Source organism: Telluria sp. AC161 (genome assembly GCF_979258535.1).
The window spans coordinates 4,622,128-4,637,517 of sequence record NZ_OZ409861.1 but is presented as its reverse complement, the minus strand read 5'-3'; the positions used below and the strand labels follow the sequence as shown (position 1 = coordinate 4,637,517).

The window sequence follows — 15,390 nt, the reverse complement described above, 5'->3', positions numbered from 1 at the left end:
TTCAGGGCGTCTGGCGTGGACGGCGACCGACCTTGACGGCGATCGCTGTTTCGCGCCCCTGGCGCACGATCGTCATCGGTACGGACGCGCCCGGCTCGAGCTGGGCCACCAGCTTGAGCATCTCGCTCGTATCAGCCACTTTTTTACCAGCAACTGCCACCAGGATGTCGCCCGGCTGAATGCCGGCACGCTCGGCCGGCCCGCCGCGCACCACGCCGGCAATCATGGCGCCGCTGCGTTTAGTCAGGCCAAAGCTCTCGACCATTTCGGGGGTGATGTCCTGCGACTCGATGCCGATCCAGCCACGCACCACCTCACCGTTCTTGACGATGGCGTCCAGCACGCTCTTGGCGGTGGACACGGGAATGGCAAACCCGATGCCCACCGAGCCACCGCTTTGCGAGTAGATCGCCGAATTGATGCCCAGCAGGTGGCCATTGGTATCGACCAGCGCCCCGCCCGAGTTGCCGAAGTTGATCGCGGCATCGGTCTGGATGAAATTCTCGACGTGGTTGATGTGCAGGTTATTGCGCCCCAGTGCCGAGATGATGCCCATCGTAACCGTCTGGCCGACACCGAACGGGTTGCCGATGGCCAGTACCACGTCGCCCACCCGCGCCAGTTCCGGGTCGCCCAGTACCATCACCGGCAAGTTGCGCTCCTTGATGCGGATCACGGCCAGGTCGGTCTCCGGATCGGTGCCGACCAGCGTTGCCGCGGCCTTGCGGCCATCGGCCAGGCCCACCTCGATCGCATCAGCGCCATCGATCACATGGAAATTGGTGACGATGTAACCGTCGCTGCTGACGATGACGCCCGAGCCGAGGCTGGCCAGTTGCTCGTCCTGCGGCGCGCGGTCGCCGCCGAAGAAGCGGCGAAACAGCGGGTCTTTCAGCAGCGGATGCGCTTCGCGCGAGGCCTTGCTCGTGTAGATATTGACCACCGACGACATCGCCTTGGCGGCAGCGTCGCGGTAGCTGCCGGTGGCGGGCCGGGGCGGCGCCTGCAGCATCGGCACCGGTTTGCCCGGCGTGCCCACCTGCACTTGCTTCGGCGCCGGCGTCGACTCGAGCCAGGCCGGCCGCAACGCGGCCACGACAAACCAGATGGCCAGCACCACCGTGACCGTTTGCGCAAACAGCAGCCATGAACGGACCCAGAAGCGCCGCAACGGATGCGGGGGCCTTATGTCGCGGACGATGTCATCTTTCACTTTTTGAGGGCATCCCGGATCTCGCGCAGCAGCAGTACGTCTTCGGGCGTGGCAGCCGGTGTCGGCGCTTCGACCGGGCCGCGCAGGCGGTTCATCAGGCGTACCATCTGGAAGATGACAAATGCAAGCAGGATAAAGTTCAGCATGATTGTCAAGAAATTGCCGTACGCCAGCACGGCACCCGCCTTTTGTGCCTCGGCAAGTGGTAGGTTATAGCCTTGGTTGTTGAGGGGAATGTAATAATTGGCGAAATCAAGACCACCGAACAGCGCGCCGATCGGCGGCATGATGACATCCTTGACCAGCGAATCGACGATGCGGCCAAAGGCCCCACCGATGATCACGCCGACGGCCAGGTCCATCACATTGCCGCGCATCGCAAACTTCTTGAATTCGTCCATCATTGCCATGATTAACCCCTCTCATTGTTGTTGAAATAAGTTGTTGCATGATAACCGATGCCTCTCGGCGACGGCGTCCGGCGGGGCGCCGGGATGGTGCAAAAGACCATTTTTCCAAGGCGTGTAGGCAAGACAATATTTTTTCTATAGGTGTTGCCGTTCACATATAATTTTGCAAGCTGGAAGCTCGGACTTAATTCTTATAATTCGTATATTCACGGAGTGGGGTTGGTATGAGTACTCAAAAGCAGGTCGATCCTGGTCGACGGGGCTTGCTGGTCGCGACATGCGCCGCGGGCGGCGTCGTCGGCGTGGCCACGGCGGGAGCCCTGGTCAGCACCTTCCAGCCATCCGAACGCGCCAAGGCCGCAGGCGCACCGGTTGAAGTCGATATCGGCGACGTCGCCCCCGGCGAAATGAAAGTCGTCGAATGGCGCGGCAAGCCGGTCTGGATCCTGCGCCGCACCCCCGCCATGATGGCCACGCTTGAAAAAGACCAGGCTGAACTGGCCGACCCCGCCTCCGAAAAGATATTCCAGCTCGAGATGCCGGAATACTGCAAGAACCCCCACCGCTCGCGCGTCGAACACAAGGAAGTGCTGGTCACCGTGGGCATCTGCTCGCACCTTGGCTGTTCGCCGTCATCGCGCCTGGCGGCCGGCCCGCAGCCGAACCTGCCCGACAACTGGCCCGGCGGCTTCCTGTGCCCGTGCCATGGCTCGACCTTCGATTTGTCCGCACGCGTCTTCAAGAACAAGCCGGCGCCGACGAATATGGATGTCCCACCGTACATGTATCTCTCCGACAGCAGGATCGTGATCGGCAAAGACGAGAAAGGCGAGGCGTAACCATGGGCGCGTTCAAGGAGACAAAGCTGCCCGCCGATGCACCGGCGGCGCAGAAGGCACTGGCCTGGGTCGACGACCGCTTTCCGGCCAGCAAGCTGTGGAACGATCAGTGGGGCAAGTACCACGCGCCCAAGAATTTCAACGTCTGGTATCTGTTCGGCTCGCTCTCGGCCCTCGTGCTGGTGCTGCAGATCGTCACCGGCATTTTCCTCACGATGCACTACAAGCCCGACGCGGCGCTGGCCTTCGGCTCGGTCGAGTACATCATGCGCGAAGTGCCGTGGGGCTGGCTGGTGCGTTACATGCACTCGACCGGCGCCTCGGCCTTCTTCATCGTTGTCTACCTGCACATGGCGCGCGGCCTCATGTACGGCTCGTACCGCAAACCGCGCGAGCTGGTCTGGCTGTTCGGCTTCGGCATCTTTTTGTGCCTGATGGCCGAGGCGTTCTTCGGCTACCTGCTGCCGTGGGGCCAGATGTCGTACTGGGGCGCGCAGGTGATCGTCAACCTGTTCGGCGCGATTCCCGTGATCGGCAGCGACCTGTCGCTGTGGATCCGCGGCGATTACGTGGTGTCGGACGCCACGCTGAACCGCTTCTTCGCCTTCCACGTGATCGCCCTGCCCCTGGTCATCATCGGCCTGGTAGTGGCCCACCTGACGGCGCTGCATGAGGTGGGTTCGAACAATCCGGACGGCATCGAAGTCAAGGACCACATCGGCCCGGACGGCTACCCGCTCGACACGATCCCGTCGCACCCGTACTACACCACCAAGGATCTGTTCGGCGTAAGCGTGTTCCTGCTGCTGTTCTCGGCGGTCGTGTTCTTCGCCCCAGAGATGGGCGGCTACTTCCTCGAGTACAACAACTTCCTGCCGGCCGACTCGATGAAGACCCCGTCGCACATCGCGCCGACCTGGTACTTCACGCCGTTCTATTCGGTGCTGCGCGCCACGACGGCCGACTTCATGTACGTGCTGATGGCAGCGGTCGCGGCCTACGTGGTGTTCATCTGGTTCAAGTCGCGCCTGGCCTTCACAACTAAGGCGATCATTGCCGTGGTCGGCCTGCTGCTGGTCATCGGCATGCTGCCACAGGTGCTCGACGCCAAGTTCTGGGGCGTGGTGCTGTTCGGCTCGTCGGTGATGATCATTGCCGGCATGCCATGGCTGGACCACTCGCCGGCCCGCTCGCTGCGCTACCGTCCCGACTGGCACAAGTGGGTGTATGCGGTGTTTGCCGTGGTGTTCGTGACGCTGGGCTATCTGGGCACGCAATTGCCGACGGCCGCGTTCACGCTGATCTCGCAAGTGTGCACGCTGGCGTACTTCGGGTTCTTCCTCCTGATGCCGTGGTGGAGCACGATGGGCACCTTCAAGCCGGTGCCGACCCGTGTCACCTTCACCCCGCACTGACGCCTTCGGACCCGCGCACAAGGACATCCCATGACATTGCTTGTGAAAAAACTGATCGCCATCCTGGCCCTGGCGCCCGGCCTGGCATTCGCCGCCGAAGGCAGCTTTCCGCTCGACCGCGCCCCGGACCGCGCCGACCTGGCGTCGCTGCAGAACGGCGCCAAACTGTTCGTCAACCACTGCCTCAATTGCCACTCGGCCGCGTCGATGCGCTACAACCGCCTGCGCGACCTGGGCCTGACAGACGACCAGATCCGGCAAAACTTGTTGTTTTCTGCCGACAAGGTCGGCGACATGATGACCACGGCCATGCGACCGAACGATGCCAAGGCCTGGTTCGGCGCGGTGCCGCCGGATTTGTCGGTGATCGCGCGCGCCAAGGCGTCGCCAGGCGGCTCGGGCGCCGACTATCTGTACACCTATCTGCGCACGTTCTACCAGGACGAGACGCGCCCGACCGGCTGGAACAATATGGTGGTGCCGAATGTCGCGATGCCGCACGCCATGTGGCTGCAGCAGGGGATCCGCACGGCGAAGTTCACGGAGCAGCCCGATCCGCATGAAGCCGGCAAGATGGTTCACACCTTCGCCCGCTTTGAGCAAGTGAGCCCCGGCACCATGACCCAGCAGGAGTTCAACACCGCCACGGCCGACCTCGTTGCCTACATGGTCTGGATGGCCGAGCCGGCCCAGGCAACACGCAAGCGACTGGGGGCATTCGTGCTCCTGTTCTTGACGATTTTCGCCTTTTTGGCCTGGCGATTGAATGAATCGTACTGGAAAGAAGTGAAGTAATTCGCTTTCGTTGTCCGGTTGGCTATAATACGGGCAATCATTTCTCTGGGGTGAGTGCTCGGCGCTGCACCCCTTTGTTTCTTAAGGAACTATAAACCATGATGGTTCTCTACTCCGGCACCACGTGCCCGTTCTCCCAACGCTGCCGCCTCGTCCTGTTCGAAAAGGGCATGGACTTCGAAGTGCGCGACGTCGACCTGTTCAACAAGCCGGAAGATATTTCGACGATGAACCCGTACGGCCAGGTGCCGATCCTGGTCGAGCGCGAACTGATCCTGTACGAATCGAACATCATCAACGAGTACATCGACGAGCGCTTCCCGCATCCGCAACTGATGCCGGCCGACCCGCTGATGCGCGCCCGTGCCCGCCTGATGCTGTTCAACTTCGAAAAAGAGCTGTTCGTCCACGTGCACACGCTGGAAAGCGAGCGCAACAAGTCGAACGACAAGATCCACGACAAGGCCCGCACCGAAATCCGCGACCGCCTGACGACGCTGGCACCGCTGTTCCTGAAGAACAAGTACATGCTGGGTGATGAGTTCTCGATGCTCGACGTGGCTATCGCGCCGCTGCTCTGGCGCCTGGATCACTACGGTATCGAACTGTCGAAGACGGCTGCACCGCTGATGAAATACGCCGAGCGCATCTTCTCGCGCCCTGCCTACATCGAGGCGCTGACCCCGTCCGAGAAAGTGATGCGTCGTTGATGGACCTGGGGCGGGCTTGTTGCCGCCCCTGTCCTCAGCCGCACCGTACGCGCCGGAATCGGACGTTCTTCGGGCGAATCCGATAGACTGGCGCGAACGCCCGTTTTGCCTGTATTGCTAGCCCATACCACCATGTCAGAGATCTCCACCAAACCCTACCTGCTGCGCGCCATCTACGAATGGTGCACCGACAGTGGCTTTACGCCTTACCTCGCAGTCAAGGTCGATGGATCGACGACGGTGCCGATGGAATACGTCCGCAAGGGCGAGATCATCCTGAACATCAGCTTCGGCGCCACCTCGGCGCTGAAGATGGACAACGACGCAGTCCACTTCCGGGCACGCTTCAACGGCGTGTCGCGCGAAATCTACATCCCTGTGCACAATGTACTGGCGATTTATGCCAATGAAAATGGCCAGGGGATGGCGTTCGAAGTGGGTGCATTGCCTGCTGCGTCGTCGGATGGATCGGCGCCTGAAGTGGGTACGGCGCCTGCGGGGCCAGCGCTGTCGGCGGTGCCATCGAAGGGCGTGGATTCGCCGGTGGTGCCGGATACGGAAGTGTCTACTCCGCCGTCGGGTGGCGATGACGAGCCACCAAAGAAGGGTGGACGACCGACCCTCACGCGGATCAAATAGCGTATAATTCTTGCTCTAAAGATCACGCCGGCTTAGCTCATTTGGTAGAGCAGTTGATTTGTAATCATCAGGTGGCCAGTTCGAAACCGGCAGCCGGCACCAGTTAGTCAAGCAAAAGGCCCAATCCTCAGGATTGGGCCTTTTGCTTTCTGGGTGCCATGTAACTCGTGTATACCCGGCTTGAACAATCCAGGCGACGGATTAAGCGCTTTCACGCAGTGCATGGACGATCGAGGAGTCCAAATGGCGCTTGTCGACGACATAGCATGTGAAGGTGCAACGCAATCTCGCAAGCGCATAGAACGAGCCGGATATCCCCTGCCAGCCATACCAAGCAGCCGTTCACGCGAAATGGTCGAGGAAAGCCATTTCGGCGGATGACGGACTTACTTCAGCTCGCAAAAAATGGATATATCTGTCGAAAATACTTACATCCCAGTTGAAAGGCTTCTATAGCGCGTAATAACTGCTTGATTTTATTGAAACTACGAAAGTGGCCCAATTTGTGCTTAGCCTTAAAGTTCAATCTTGCGGTGGGTCAATATTGCAAGGTGCTCACAGATAATGCAATTACCCTTACTGGAAAATCAATGCCTAAGTTCTTGCGACATGTAATTCCTACGCTCTTTTCTGTGGCCTTGGCATGTTCTGCCGCTAGTAGCCATGCCGGTGAAATCCTGATTGACTTTGAAACCTTGCCAGGCATTGATGGCGTGCTCGGCACTGCGGACGATACGCCCTCCGGCAATTATCAATTGCAGCCATTGAGCAACCAGTACGAGCAAATCGGTCTGATGTTTAACCAAGGCACCTTGATGCAGGCTGATTTTTTCAATGGTGATCCATTGAATCACTTCATCAGCTCGACCAACCCGATTGGTTACTTCACTACCGCTGTGACTGGTATCAGCATCGACAGCTATTCGTACTGGGATGCTACGCTAACGGCCTATGGGCGCGACGGCAATGTGTTGACCTCCGACACCTTGACCAATCCGCTGGCTGGCAGTGCCTTCCTGCGCGGTGTTCTTTCAGTCACATCGAGCGAGTTAATTTTTGGATTCTCGATCTTGCCGAACAATCCAAACTACATCCTGAATCTGGATAATTTGCGCCTGACGACTGCCGAAGTGCCAGAACCCAGCCAGATCGCTTTGCTGGGCGCCGGACTTGCTCTGATAGCGGGCTTGCGCCGCCGGCGTCGCGCGTAAAGAAACTGCGAAGAACGTTACGCGACAGAACAGAAAATAATAGCCAATCCGAAATCGGTAGTCGGTACCAGCTTTCAAAAAGCCCACCCTTTCAGGCTGGGCTTTTTTTCTGGATCATCCCCGACGCCTGGTCCAGTTCACCATCCCGCGCATCCCACGTCTGCTGTATATCGAGCAACTCCGGCAGCGTCCTGTGAAACACCGCCACCAGCGCCGGATCGAAATCCGTCCCCGAGCGGCTATCCACATAGGCCACGATTTTGTCGACACCCCACGCTTCCTTGTACGGGCGCTTGATGCTCAGGGCATCGAACACGTCGGCGAGCGCCACCAGGCGCGCCGATAGGGGGATGGCCTCGCCGGCCAGGCCGGCCGGATAGCCGCTGCCATCCCACTTTTCGTGGTGATACAACGCCACCTCGGCGGCGAGCTGGAACACCTGTGCAGCGCTTTTGCTCAGGATGTCGTAGCCGATCTGCGGATGGGTTTTCATGATGGCCCACTCGGCGTCGTCCAGTGGACCGGGTTTGCGCAGGATGGACTGGGGAATCCCTATTTTGCCGGTGTCATGCATTGGCGCTGCCAGTTCGAGTTGCTCGCTGTCTTCGGCGCTCCACCCTGCTCCTTTGGCAAGCGCCTTTGCATAGGCGGCCATGCGCCAGATGTGCGCACCGGTATCGGTATCGTTGAAATGCCCTGCCTGGCCCAGCATCGAGATGGCCTCGCGGTAGCTCCTGGCCAGCAGTTCCGCGCGCACCTGAGATAAATGGCTGGCGACGCGCGCGCGCACGATCGGGGGCGACACGGGTTTCGTGATGTAGTCGACGCCGCCAGCAAAGAACCCGGCGGCTTCATTCACGGGGTCGGCGTACGCCGTTACGAAAATGACCTGGATGGTCCCGGTCGTATCGCTCTGCTTGATTTTAAGGCAAAGGTCGTAGCCGTTGATGTCGGGCAGACCGATGTCCAGTAACACCATGGCCGGTCGATGCTTGTGGAGCGCCGCCATGGTTTCGGCGCCGTTACGGGCAAACACCAGCGTGTAGTCATCGCTGAGCACCTTGCGCATCATGGCCAGGTTGGCGGGCTCATCGTCGACAAGTAAAATGACCGGGCGACTCATGGGCGGCTGCCATGCGCAATGGTCAGCGCGATTGATGTTGCGCGAGCGTGGCAGGCAAACAGGCCTGCCCGATCAACATAGATCCCGAGGTATCGTACACGTGGAAATATTTTCGAATTTCTCAACATGCCTCCGAAGCGTCATGCAACCGCCAGGTGCGGCAACCACCTTTTTCGCCGCTTGAAATATTAACTATTACTCTACACGAGGAAGAAAACCATGTGCGTTTTTTCCGCTTCGGTCGCTGCCCCAATCCGCAAGTTTAGTTTGACCGTCAATTGACCCGATGCTATAGTCAGGCAAAGCCAATGGTAACGTTTCCAACGTGCCAAAAAAACATGGCACTGAACGGAGACAAGATGGTCAAATCCCGCAACCTGGCAGCAGCCTGCGCATGGTTGTGCGCCGCTGCAGGTGCGCTGAGTATCGTGCTCGGTAGCGCGCCAGCCAGTGCGGCCGCACCGACAGCAGAAGTCATCCACTGGTGGACCTCCGGCGGCGAATCGAACGCCGTCAAGCAGGTCGCCCAGGCGTTTCGTGCTGCCGGCGGCGTGTGGATCGACAGCGCCATCGCGGGCGGCGACCAGTCGCGCGCCGTCACCATCAACCGCATCATTGGCGGCAATCCGCCGACCGCTGCGCAGTTCAACACCTCCAGGCAGTTCACCGACGTCATCGAGCAGAATATGCTCAACAACGTCGACGCCGTCGCGAAGGCCCAGGACTGGGACCGCATCCTGCCCGAGCCGCTGATCGACGTCATCAAGCACGATGGCCACTACTACGCGGTGCCGCTCAATATCCACATGCAGACGTGGATCTGGTACTCGAAAGCCGCCTTCAAGAAGGCCGGCATCACGCGTGAACCGGCGAGCATGCCCGAACTTTTCGCCGCGCTCGACAAACTGAAGGCCGCGGGTCTCATCCCGCTCGCCCACGGCGGCCAGTCGTGGCAGGAGACCGTGCTGTTCTCGGCTCTACTCGCCAATATTGGCGGGCGCGATCTGTACCTGAAAGTGATTCGCGACCGTGACCAGGCCACGATCCTCTCGCCCGCCTTTCGCGACGTGCTGCTGGCCTTCAAGCGCATGAAATCGTACGTCGATCCCGGCGCGCCGGGCCGCAACTGGAACGACGCCACCGCGCTGGTCATCAGCGGCCGTGCGGGCTTTCAGGTGATGGGCGACTGGGCCAAGGGCGAATTCACCAACGCCGGCCAGCTGCCCGGCCAGCACTACGGCTGCATCGCCGGCCTCAAGCCCGATACGCCCTACCTGATGCAAGGCGACGTCTTCGTTTTTCCGCGCACCGACAAGCCGGACGCCATCAAGGCCCAGCAACTGCTGGCGCAAGTCGTCTCGCAGCCCGCATTGCAGATCGCCTTCAGCAAGCTGAAAGGCTCGATCCCCGTGCGCCTGGATGCCCAGTCCAATGAGCTCGACCTGTGCGCGCAAAAGGGCGTGGCCATCATCAAGGACCGCACGCGCCAGGTCGGCGTGACCGAGGTCTATCTGACGCCCGACCAGAACGGCGCTATGCAGGACATCCTGACCGCGTACTGGAATATGGACACGCGCGTCGAGAAGGTCCAGCGCAGCATTGCCCGCGCCCTGAAGTACTGACGCCATGCACGCATCCCGACTCTCCCGGCACCTCAGTCCCCATATCGCCCTGCTGCCGATGGCGCTGACGGTGCTGCTGGCTTACGTCGGCGGCGCGCTGTGGACACTGCGCACGTCGTTCACGGCCTCGCGCACCTTCCCGTCCGATAAATTCATTGGCGTGGCGCAGTACGTGCGCCTGTTCGACAACGAGCGCTGGCTGCTCTCGCTGCATAATCTGGCCGTCTACGGCGCGGTGTTCATCGTCGCCTGCATGGTCATCGGTTTTCTGCTGGCCGTGTTCATCGACCAGAACGTCAAGGGCGAAGGCCTGCTGCGCACCGTGTTCCTGTATCCGTATGCGATGTCGTTCATCGCCACGGGCCTCGTGTGGCAATGGCTGCTGGCGCCCGGCAGCGGCATCGAAGGCGCCGTGCGCCAGCTGGGCTTCCCCGGTTTTTCGTTCGACTGGATCGTGCACCAGGACCTGGTGATCTACACCGTCGTCATCGCCACCGTATGGCAGGCTTCGGGGCTGGTCATGGCGCTGATGCTGGCCGGCCTGCGCGGCATCGATCCCGAGATCTACAAGGCTGCGCGGCTCGATGGCATTCCGGCCTGGCGCGTGTACCTGCAGATCGTGCTGCCGATGCTCGGCCCCACGGTGGCGACCGTGTTCCTGCTGCTCTCAACCGCCGTCGTCAAGCTGTTCGATGCCGTCGTCGCGATGACGCAGGGCGGACCCGGCATCGCCAGCGAAGTACCCGCCAAGTTCATCATGGACCATCTGTTCCTGCGCTCGAACATCGGCCTGGCATCGGCCGGCGCCGTGACGCTGCTGGTGCCGGTGCTGGCCCTGCTCGCGCCGTATGCGTATGCGCGCAGCCGCCGCGCGCGCCTGAACGGCGGGCACGCATGACAGCGCGCCTTTCGCCGGCCCGCATCGGCATCTACGCCTTTTTGCTGAGCGCCGCCCTGTTCTTTTTGCTGCCGCTGTACGTCATGGTCATCACGTCGTTCAAGCCGATGGCCGAGATCAGGATGGGCAATGTGTTCGCCCTGCCCGGCGTGGCCACGCTGGACCCGTGGCGCGCGGCCTGGGGCGCGGTCAGCCAGGGTTTCTGGAATTCGGTGGCGATCGCCGTCCCCAGCACCGTGATCCCGATCCTGCTTGGCGCGATCAACGGTTATGCACTGTCGTTCTGGCGCCCGCGCGGCGCGAACCTGCTGTTTGGCGTGCTGCTGGCCGGCGCCTTCATTCCGGTGCAGGTCATGATTTATCCGCTGGTGTGGATGATGGCGCATGCCGGCGTCTTCGGCTCGCTGCCGGCGATCGTCGTCGTGCACGTCATCTTCGGCATGCCGCTCATGACGCTGCTGTTCCGCAATTACTATGCGTCGGTGCCGCACGAGTTGTTCCAGGCCGCGCGCATCGATGGCGGCGGCTTCTGGCGCATCTTTTTGCAGGTGATGCTGCCAATGTCGCTGCCGATCATCGTGGTCGCTGCAATCATGCAGGTCACGGGCGTCTGGAACGATTACATCCTGGGCCTGGTGTTCGCCGGCCGCGAGAACCTGCCGATGACGGTGCAGCTCAATAACGTGATCAACACCACCACCGGCACCCGCATGTACAACGTGAACATGGCCGCCACCATCCTGACGGCCGCCGTGCCGCTGGTGATCTACTTCATCTCCGGACGCTGGTTCGTGCGCGGTATCGCCGCCGGCGCCGTGAAAGGCTGACCCTCATGTCGAATGTCCATCTGCGCAAACTGTGCATCACCCGCGGCAATAACGAGATCATCCGCGACCTCGATCTGGAAATCGCACCGGGCGAATTCTTGGTGCTGCTCGGCCCATCGGGCTGCGGCAAATCCACGCTGTTGCACAGCATCGCGGGCCTGATCGATGTCTCGGGCGGGGCCATCGAAATCGGCGGGCGCGACATGAGCCACGCCGATCCGAGCGAGCGCGGGATCGGCATGGTGTTCCAGTCGTACGCGCTGTATCCGACGATGACGGTCGAGAAGAACATGTCGTTCGGCCTGCGCATCGCCGGCACGCCGAAGGCCGAAGTGACGCGCCGCGTGCGCCACACGGCCGAGATGCTGCAGCTGGGCGCCCTGCTTGATCGCAAGCCGGCACAGCTCTCCGGTGGCCAGCGCCAGCGCGTCGCGATCGGGCGCGCGCTGGTGCGCGAAGCGGGCGTCTACCTGTTCGACGAGCCATTGTCGAACCTGGACGCCAAGCTGCGCGCCGAACTGCGGCGCGAACTCAAGCTGCTGCACCAGCGCCTGGGTTCGACGATGATCTACGTGACGCACGACCAGGCCGAGGCGATGACGCTGGCGACGCGCATCGTCGTGATGCAGGGTGGCCGCATCCAGCAGATCGGTACGCCGGCCGAGGTCTACGAGACGCCGGCAAACCGCTTCGTGGCGGGCTTTCTCGGTTCGCCGTCGATGAATTTTGTTGACGGCAGTATCGATGTGGCCGGGTCCTTCAGCGCCGGCGGCGTCACGCTGCAGCTGGCGCGCCCCGTCGCGGCGGGCGCCGTGACGCTGGCCGCGCGTCCCGAACATCTCCGGATCGACGAGCATGGCGCGCTGCAGGCCAGCGTCACGCTGGTCGAGCCGATGGGCAATCACCAGGTGGTGTGGCTCGACTGCGCCGGCCAGGCTTTATCCGCCATCGTGCACGATGCGCGGCCGTTGGCAGCCGGCCAGTCGGTGCGTTTCGCGATCGATACGGACAGGGTGTCATTGTTCGAGCAGTCCACCGGCAATCGCGTGCAATCAGGGATGCCATAGTCAGATGAATACAGTATGCTTGGCGGCTATTTTGATCCACTCATCGAACAGGAATCGCACGTGGCGACAATCAAGGACGTAGCGCGGCTGGCCGGCGTCGGTCTCGGCACCGCCTCGCGCGTGGTCAGCGGCAAAGGCTCGGTATCGCCCGCCACGCTCGAGCGCGTGCGCAAGGCGATCGACGAACTGGGGTTTCGCCCGTCGCATGCGGCGCGCGCCCTGCTGTCGGGTACCAGCCGGATGGTCGGCGTCTATATCCCGGTGTTGTCGGGCACCTTCTACACGCCGATCCTGCAGATCATCGATACCGAACTGCGTGCGGCCGGCCTGCACATGGTGGTGGCATTTGGCGTGGGCCTGGGCGACGCGCGCAACCAGGCCATCGAAGGTATCGAGTTTCTCATCGAGCGCGGCTGCGATGGCCTGATCATGATGACCAGCGCACTGACCGATGACGACATCGCCGCGCTGGGCGCCAAGCGCCGCACGATCGTCTCGCTCAACCACGATTTCGCCGACCTGCCCGGCCAGTGCTTCACGGTTGACCATGCGCTGGGCGGGCGCCTCGCGGCGCGCGCGCTGCTCGACCATGGCCACCGCGACATCGCCGTCATCGCCGGCCCGAATGCGCTGATCGACAACGTGGCGCGTGTCGATGGCTTCATGCACGAACTGCTGGCCGAAGGCCTCGATACCGACGAGGTCTGGATCGCCGAAAGCGACTTCTCGCCGCAGGGCGGGTGGCTGGCGGCCAAGGCGCTGGTCGAATCGAAGACCCCGTGCACGGCGCTGTTCTGCGCCAACGACGAGATGGCGGTCGGCGCGCTGTCGTACTTCCAGGAAGCCGGCATCAGCGTGCCGCGCGACCTGTCGGTGATCGGCTACGACGACACGCCCAGCGCCGAATTCGCGGCGCCGCGCCTGACGTCGGTGCACATGCCGTGGCGCGAGATGACGCTGGCCGGCATCAACGCCCTGCTCAATCGCTGCTATGAGCTGGGCCGCCCGGTGGCGCGCACGTTCCCCGTCAGCGTGACGATGCGTGCATCGCTGGCCAGGGCCGCCGGCAGCAAGGCCAAACCCAAAGCCAAAGCCAAACACGAGGGCAAGAAAACATGACACCGCTGGCCCAGCCAGCACCGGCCGCGCGCGGCCATTTTTTTGGACACGAACTGGAAAGCTTTCCAAATGACTTGGATGTTTTCCCGAAAATTTTCATTCAGACCTTATTGACCAGATAGAGCGAAACCCATGACCACTGCCAACCGCCCCGAGCCACAAGCGCCGCAGCGCAGCGATTTTGCCCGCGATTTTTTGTGGGGCTGCGCCACATCGTCTTACCAGATCGAAGGCGCCGGCCGCGACGACGGCCGCGTGGAATCGATCTGGGACCGCTTCGCCGCCACGCCCGGCACCATCCGCGACGGCTCCAACGGCCTGGTCGCGTGCGACCATTACCACCGCTGGCCGGAAGACTTCGACATCGCGCGCGGCATGGGCCTGAACGCCTACCGCTTCTCGATCGCCTGGCCCCGCATTTTCAGCGAAGGCGGCGGCGCGCCGAACCAGAAGGGCCTGGATTTCTATTCGCGCCTGGTCGACGGCATGCTCGAACGCGGGCTGCAGCCGTGGGCCACGCTGTACCACTGGGACTTGCCACAAACGCTGCAGGATGCGGGCGGCTGGGAAGACCGCGCCACGATCGACGCCTTCCTTGACTACACCGACGCCATGACGCGCACCCTGGGCGACCGCGTCAAGCACTGGATCACGCACAACGAGCCATGGTGCACGGCGATCATCGGCAACTTCGAAGGCTGGCATGCGCCCGGCAAAACCGACCTGAAGGCAGCGCTGCAGGTCGCGCACAATGTGCTCGTCTCGCACGGCAAGGCGGTGCCGCTGATCCGCGCGAACGTGCCGGATGCACAGGTCGGCATGGCCGTCAGCCTGCACCCGCTGCGCGCGGCGAGCGACAGCGCCGAGGACAGCGCGGCAAAGGAACGCCACGACGGCCTGCGCTATCGCTGGTTCCTCGATCCGCTGTTCGGCCGTGGCTATCCTGAAGCCACGCTCGCGCAGGTCGGCGCTGCCGCGCCCGACGTCGCGCCGGGCGACATGGACGCCATCGCGGTCAAGACCGATTTTCTGGGCGTGAATTACTACTTCCCCGAAACCGTCGCGCATGCCGCCGGCCACGCGCCGCTGGACACCAAGGTGCTGCCGCCCACCGCAGGCGAGATCACCGCGATGGGCTGGCCCGTGGTGCCCGAGGGCCTGGCCGAACTCCTGCTGCGCATCGAGAACGACTACCACCCGGGCCCGATGTACGTGACTGAAAACGGTTCGGCCTTTGACGACGTGGTGGGCGCCGACGGCGAGATCGATGATGTGCAGCGCCGCCATTACCTGATGCGCCACCTGGCCTCGCTCAAGGCCGCGATCGACGGCGGCGCACCCGTCAAGGGTTACTTTGCGTGGAGCCTGCTCGATAACTTCGAGTGGGCCGAGGGCTATCTGAAGCGCTTTGGCCTCGTGCACATCGATTACGCTACGCAGCAACGCCGCCTCAAGAGCAGCGGCAAATGGTACGGCGCGTTCCTGCGCCAGGCATGAATTTC

The 15,390-nt window shown here is 62.1% G+C and carries 15 protein-coding genes and 1 tRNA gene; 13 read left to right on the top strand and 3 right to left on the bottom strand.

The genetic code is table 11. The annotated features are described in order from the left end of the window. Position 1: 1 nt before the first annotated feature. Positions 2-1,213, bottom strand: a complete 1,212-nt coding sequence (locus ACZ0AJ_RS20645; protein ID WP_499456316.1) for a trypsin-like peptidase domain-containing protein — start codon at positions 1,211-1,213, stop codon at positions 2-4. Continuing rightward, positions 1,210-1,623, bottom strand: coding sequence for a large conductance mechanosensitive channel protein MscL (mscL, locus tag ACZ0AJ_RS20640; protein WP_499456315.1), 414 nt, complete (start codon positions 1,621-1,623; stop codon positions 1,210-1,212). The genes ACZ0AJ_RS20645 and mscL overlap by 4 nt, the downstream gene beginning before the upstream one ends. 224 nt (positions 1,624-1,847) lie before the next feature. On the opposite strand from mscL, the gene petA reads away from it, so the two are divergent. The 7 genes from petA to ACZ0AJ_RS20605 all read left to right on the top strand — a co-directional run bounded on the left by petA (position 1,848) and on the right by ACZ0AJ_RS20605 (position 7,232). Continuing rightward, on the top strand, positions 1,848-2,462 hold the full coding sequence (petA, locus tag ACZ0AJ_RS20635; RefSeq protein ID WP_499456314.1) for a ubiquinol-cytochrome c reductase iron-sulfur subunit: 615 nt from the start codon (positions 1,848-1,850) through the stop codon (positions 2,460-2,462). Between the two features lie 2 nt (positions 2,463-2,464). After that, on the top strand, positions 2,465-3,877 hold the full coding sequence (locus ACZ0AJ_RS20630) for a cytochrome b (protein ID WP_499456313.1): 1,413 nt from the start codon (positions 2,465-2,467) through the stop codon (positions 3,875-3,877). Positions 3,878-3,907: 30 nt separating this feature from the next. Further along, entirely contained in the window at positions 3,908-4,672 is a 765-nt protein-coding gene (locus ACZ0AJ_RS20625; protein WP_499456311.1) for a cytochrome c1, read from the top strand. 98 nt (positions 4,673-4,770) lie between these two features. Next, positions 4,771-5,382 (top strand): glutathione S-transferase N-terminal domain-containing protein, encoded by a 612-nt coding sequence (locus tag ACZ0AJ_RS20620; RefSeq protein ID WP_183554595.1) that lies wholly within the window; start codon positions 4,771-4,773, stop codon positions 5,380-5,382. Between the two features lie 132 nt (positions 5,383-5,514). Further along, positions 5,515-6,021 (top strand): ClpXP protease specificity-enhancing factor, encoded by a 507-nt coding sequence (locus ACZ0AJ_RS20615; protein WP_499456309.1) that lies wholly within the window; start codon positions 5,515-5,517, stop codon positions 6,019-6,021. Between the two features lie 26 nt (positions 6,022-6,047). Continuing rightward, positions 6,048-6,123 (top strand) — tRNA-Thr (locus tag ACZ0AJ_RS20610). 488 nt (positions 6,124-6,611) lie between these two features. Continuing rightward, positions 6,612-7,232 (top strand): PEP-CTERM sorting domain-containing protein, encoded by a 621-nt coding sequence (locus ACZ0AJ_RS20605; protein WP_499456308.1) that lies wholly within the window; start codon positions 6,612-6,614, stop codon positions 7,230-7,232. 91 nt (positions 7,233-7,323) lie between these two features. Here the strand turns inward: ACZ0AJ_RS20605 and ACZ0AJ_RS20600 are convergent, their stop codons facing one another. Continuing rightward, positions 7,324-8,355 carry a response regulator gene (locus ACZ0AJ_RS20600; RefSeq protein ID WP_499456306.1) on the bottom strand — a complete coding sequence of 344 codons (1,032 nt, stop codon included), beginning with the start codon at positions 8,353-8,355 and terminating at the stop codon, positions 7,324-7,326. 359 nt (positions 8,356-8,714) lie between these two features. On the opposite strand from ACZ0AJ_RS20600, the gene ACZ0AJ_RS20595 reads away from it, so the two are divergent. The 6 genes from ACZ0AJ_RS20595 (at position 8,715) to ACZ0AJ_RS20570 (ending at position 15,385) form a co-directional block, all read left to right on the top strand. Continuing rightward, positions 8,715-9,977, top strand: a complete 1,263-nt coding sequence (locus ACZ0AJ_RS20595) for an ABC transporter substrate-binding protein (RefSeq protein ID WP_499456325.1) — start codon at positions 8,715-8,717, stop codon at positions 9,975-9,977. Between the two features lie 4 nt (positions 9,978-9,981). Continuing rightward, complete coding sequence (locus ACZ0AJ_RS20590; RefSeq protein ID WP_499456304.1) at positions 9,982-10,875, top strand: carbohydrate ABC transporter permease; 894 nt, start codon at positions 9,982-9,984, stop codon at positions 10,873-10,875. Next, a complete protein-coding gene (locus ACZ0AJ_RS20585) occupies positions 10,872-11,702 on the top strand; it encodes a carbohydrate ABC transporter permease (protein WP_183554619.1) in 831 nt (276 codons plus the stop codon). Before ACZ0AJ_RS20590 ends, ACZ0AJ_RS20585 begins: the two co-directional genes overlap by 4 nt. A 5-nt stretch (positions 11,703-11,707) precedes the next feature. Then, on the top strand, positions 11,708-12,769 hold the full coding sequence (locus ACZ0AJ_RS20580) for an ABC transporter ATP-binding protein (protein WP_499456303.1): 1,062 nt from the start codon (positions 11,708-11,710) through the stop codon (positions 12,767-12,769). A gap of 60 nt (positions 12,770-12,829) precedes the next feature. Continuing rightward, entirely contained in the window at positions 12,830-13,888 is a 1,059-nt protein-coding gene (locus ACZ0AJ_RS20575) for a LacI family DNA-binding transcriptional regulator (protein WP_499456302.1), read from the top strand. Positions 13,889-14,020: 132 nt separating this feature from the next. Continuing rightward, positions 14,021-15,385, top strand: coding sequence for a GH1 family beta-glucosidase (locus ACZ0AJ_RS20570; RefSeq protein ID WP_499456300.1), 1,365 nt, complete (start codon positions 14,021-14,023; stop codon positions 15,383-15,385). Positions 15,386-15,390: the final 5 nt, after the last annotated feature.

Excerpts from the sequence above, each read along its gene's own strand:
- ACZ0AJ_RS20595 (WP_499456325.1), top strand. The coding sequence starts at position 8,715 with ATGGTCAAATCCCGCAACCTGGCAGCAGCCTGCGCATGGTTGTGCGCC.
- ACZ0AJ_RS20600 (WP_499456306.1), bottom strand. The coding sequence starts at position 8,355 with ATGAGTCGCCCGGTCATTTTACTTGTCGACGATGAGCCCGCCAACCTG.
- ACZ0AJ_RS20625 (WP_499456311.1), top strand. The coding sequence starts at position 3,908 with ATGACATTGCTTGTGAAAAAACTGATCGCCATCCTGGCCCTGGCGCCC.
- ACZ0AJ_RS20590 (WP_499456304.1), top strand. The coding sequence starts at position 9,982 with ATGCACGCATCCCGACTCTCCCGGCACCTCAGTCCCCATATCGCCCTG.
- ACZ0AJ_RS20615 (WP_499456309.1), top strand. The coding sequence starts at position 5,515 with ATGTCAGAGATCTCCACCAAACCCTACCTGCTGCGCGCCATCTACGAA.
- ACZ0AJ_RS20570 (WP_499456300.1), top strand. The coding sequence starts at position 14,021 with ATGACCACTGCCAACCGCCCCGAGCCACAAGCGCCGCAGCGCAGCGAT.
- ACZ0AJ_RS20580 (WP_499456303.1), top strand. The coding sequence starts at position 11,708 with ATGTCGAATGTCCATCTGCGCAAACTGTGCATCACCCGCGGCAATAAC.
- ACZ0AJ_RS20630 (WP_499456313.1), top strand. The coding sequence starts at position 2,465 with ATGGGCGCGTTCAAGGAGACAAAGCTGCCCGCCGATGCACCGGCGGCG.
- ACZ0AJ_RS20585 (WP_183554619.1), top strand. The coding sequence starts at position 10,872 with ATGACAGCGCGCCTTTCGCCGGCCCGCATCGGCATCTACGCCTTTTTG.
- ACZ0AJ_RS20605 (WP_499456308.1), top strand. The coding sequence starts at position 6,612 with ATGCCTAAGTTCTTGCGACATGTAATTCCTACGCTCTTTTCTGTGGCC.
- petA (WP_499456314.1), top strand. The coding sequence starts at position 1,848 with ATGAGTACTCAAAAGCAGGTCGATCCTGGTCGACGGGGCTTGCTGGTC.
- mscL (WP_499456315.1), bottom strand. The coding sequence starts at position 1,623 with ATGGCAATGATGGACGAATTCAAGAAGTTTGCGATGCGCGGCAATGTG.
- ACZ0AJ_RS20620 (WP_183554595.1), top strand. The coding sequence starts at position 4,771 with ATGATGGTTCTCTACTCCGGCACCACGTGCCCGTTCTCCCAACGCTGC.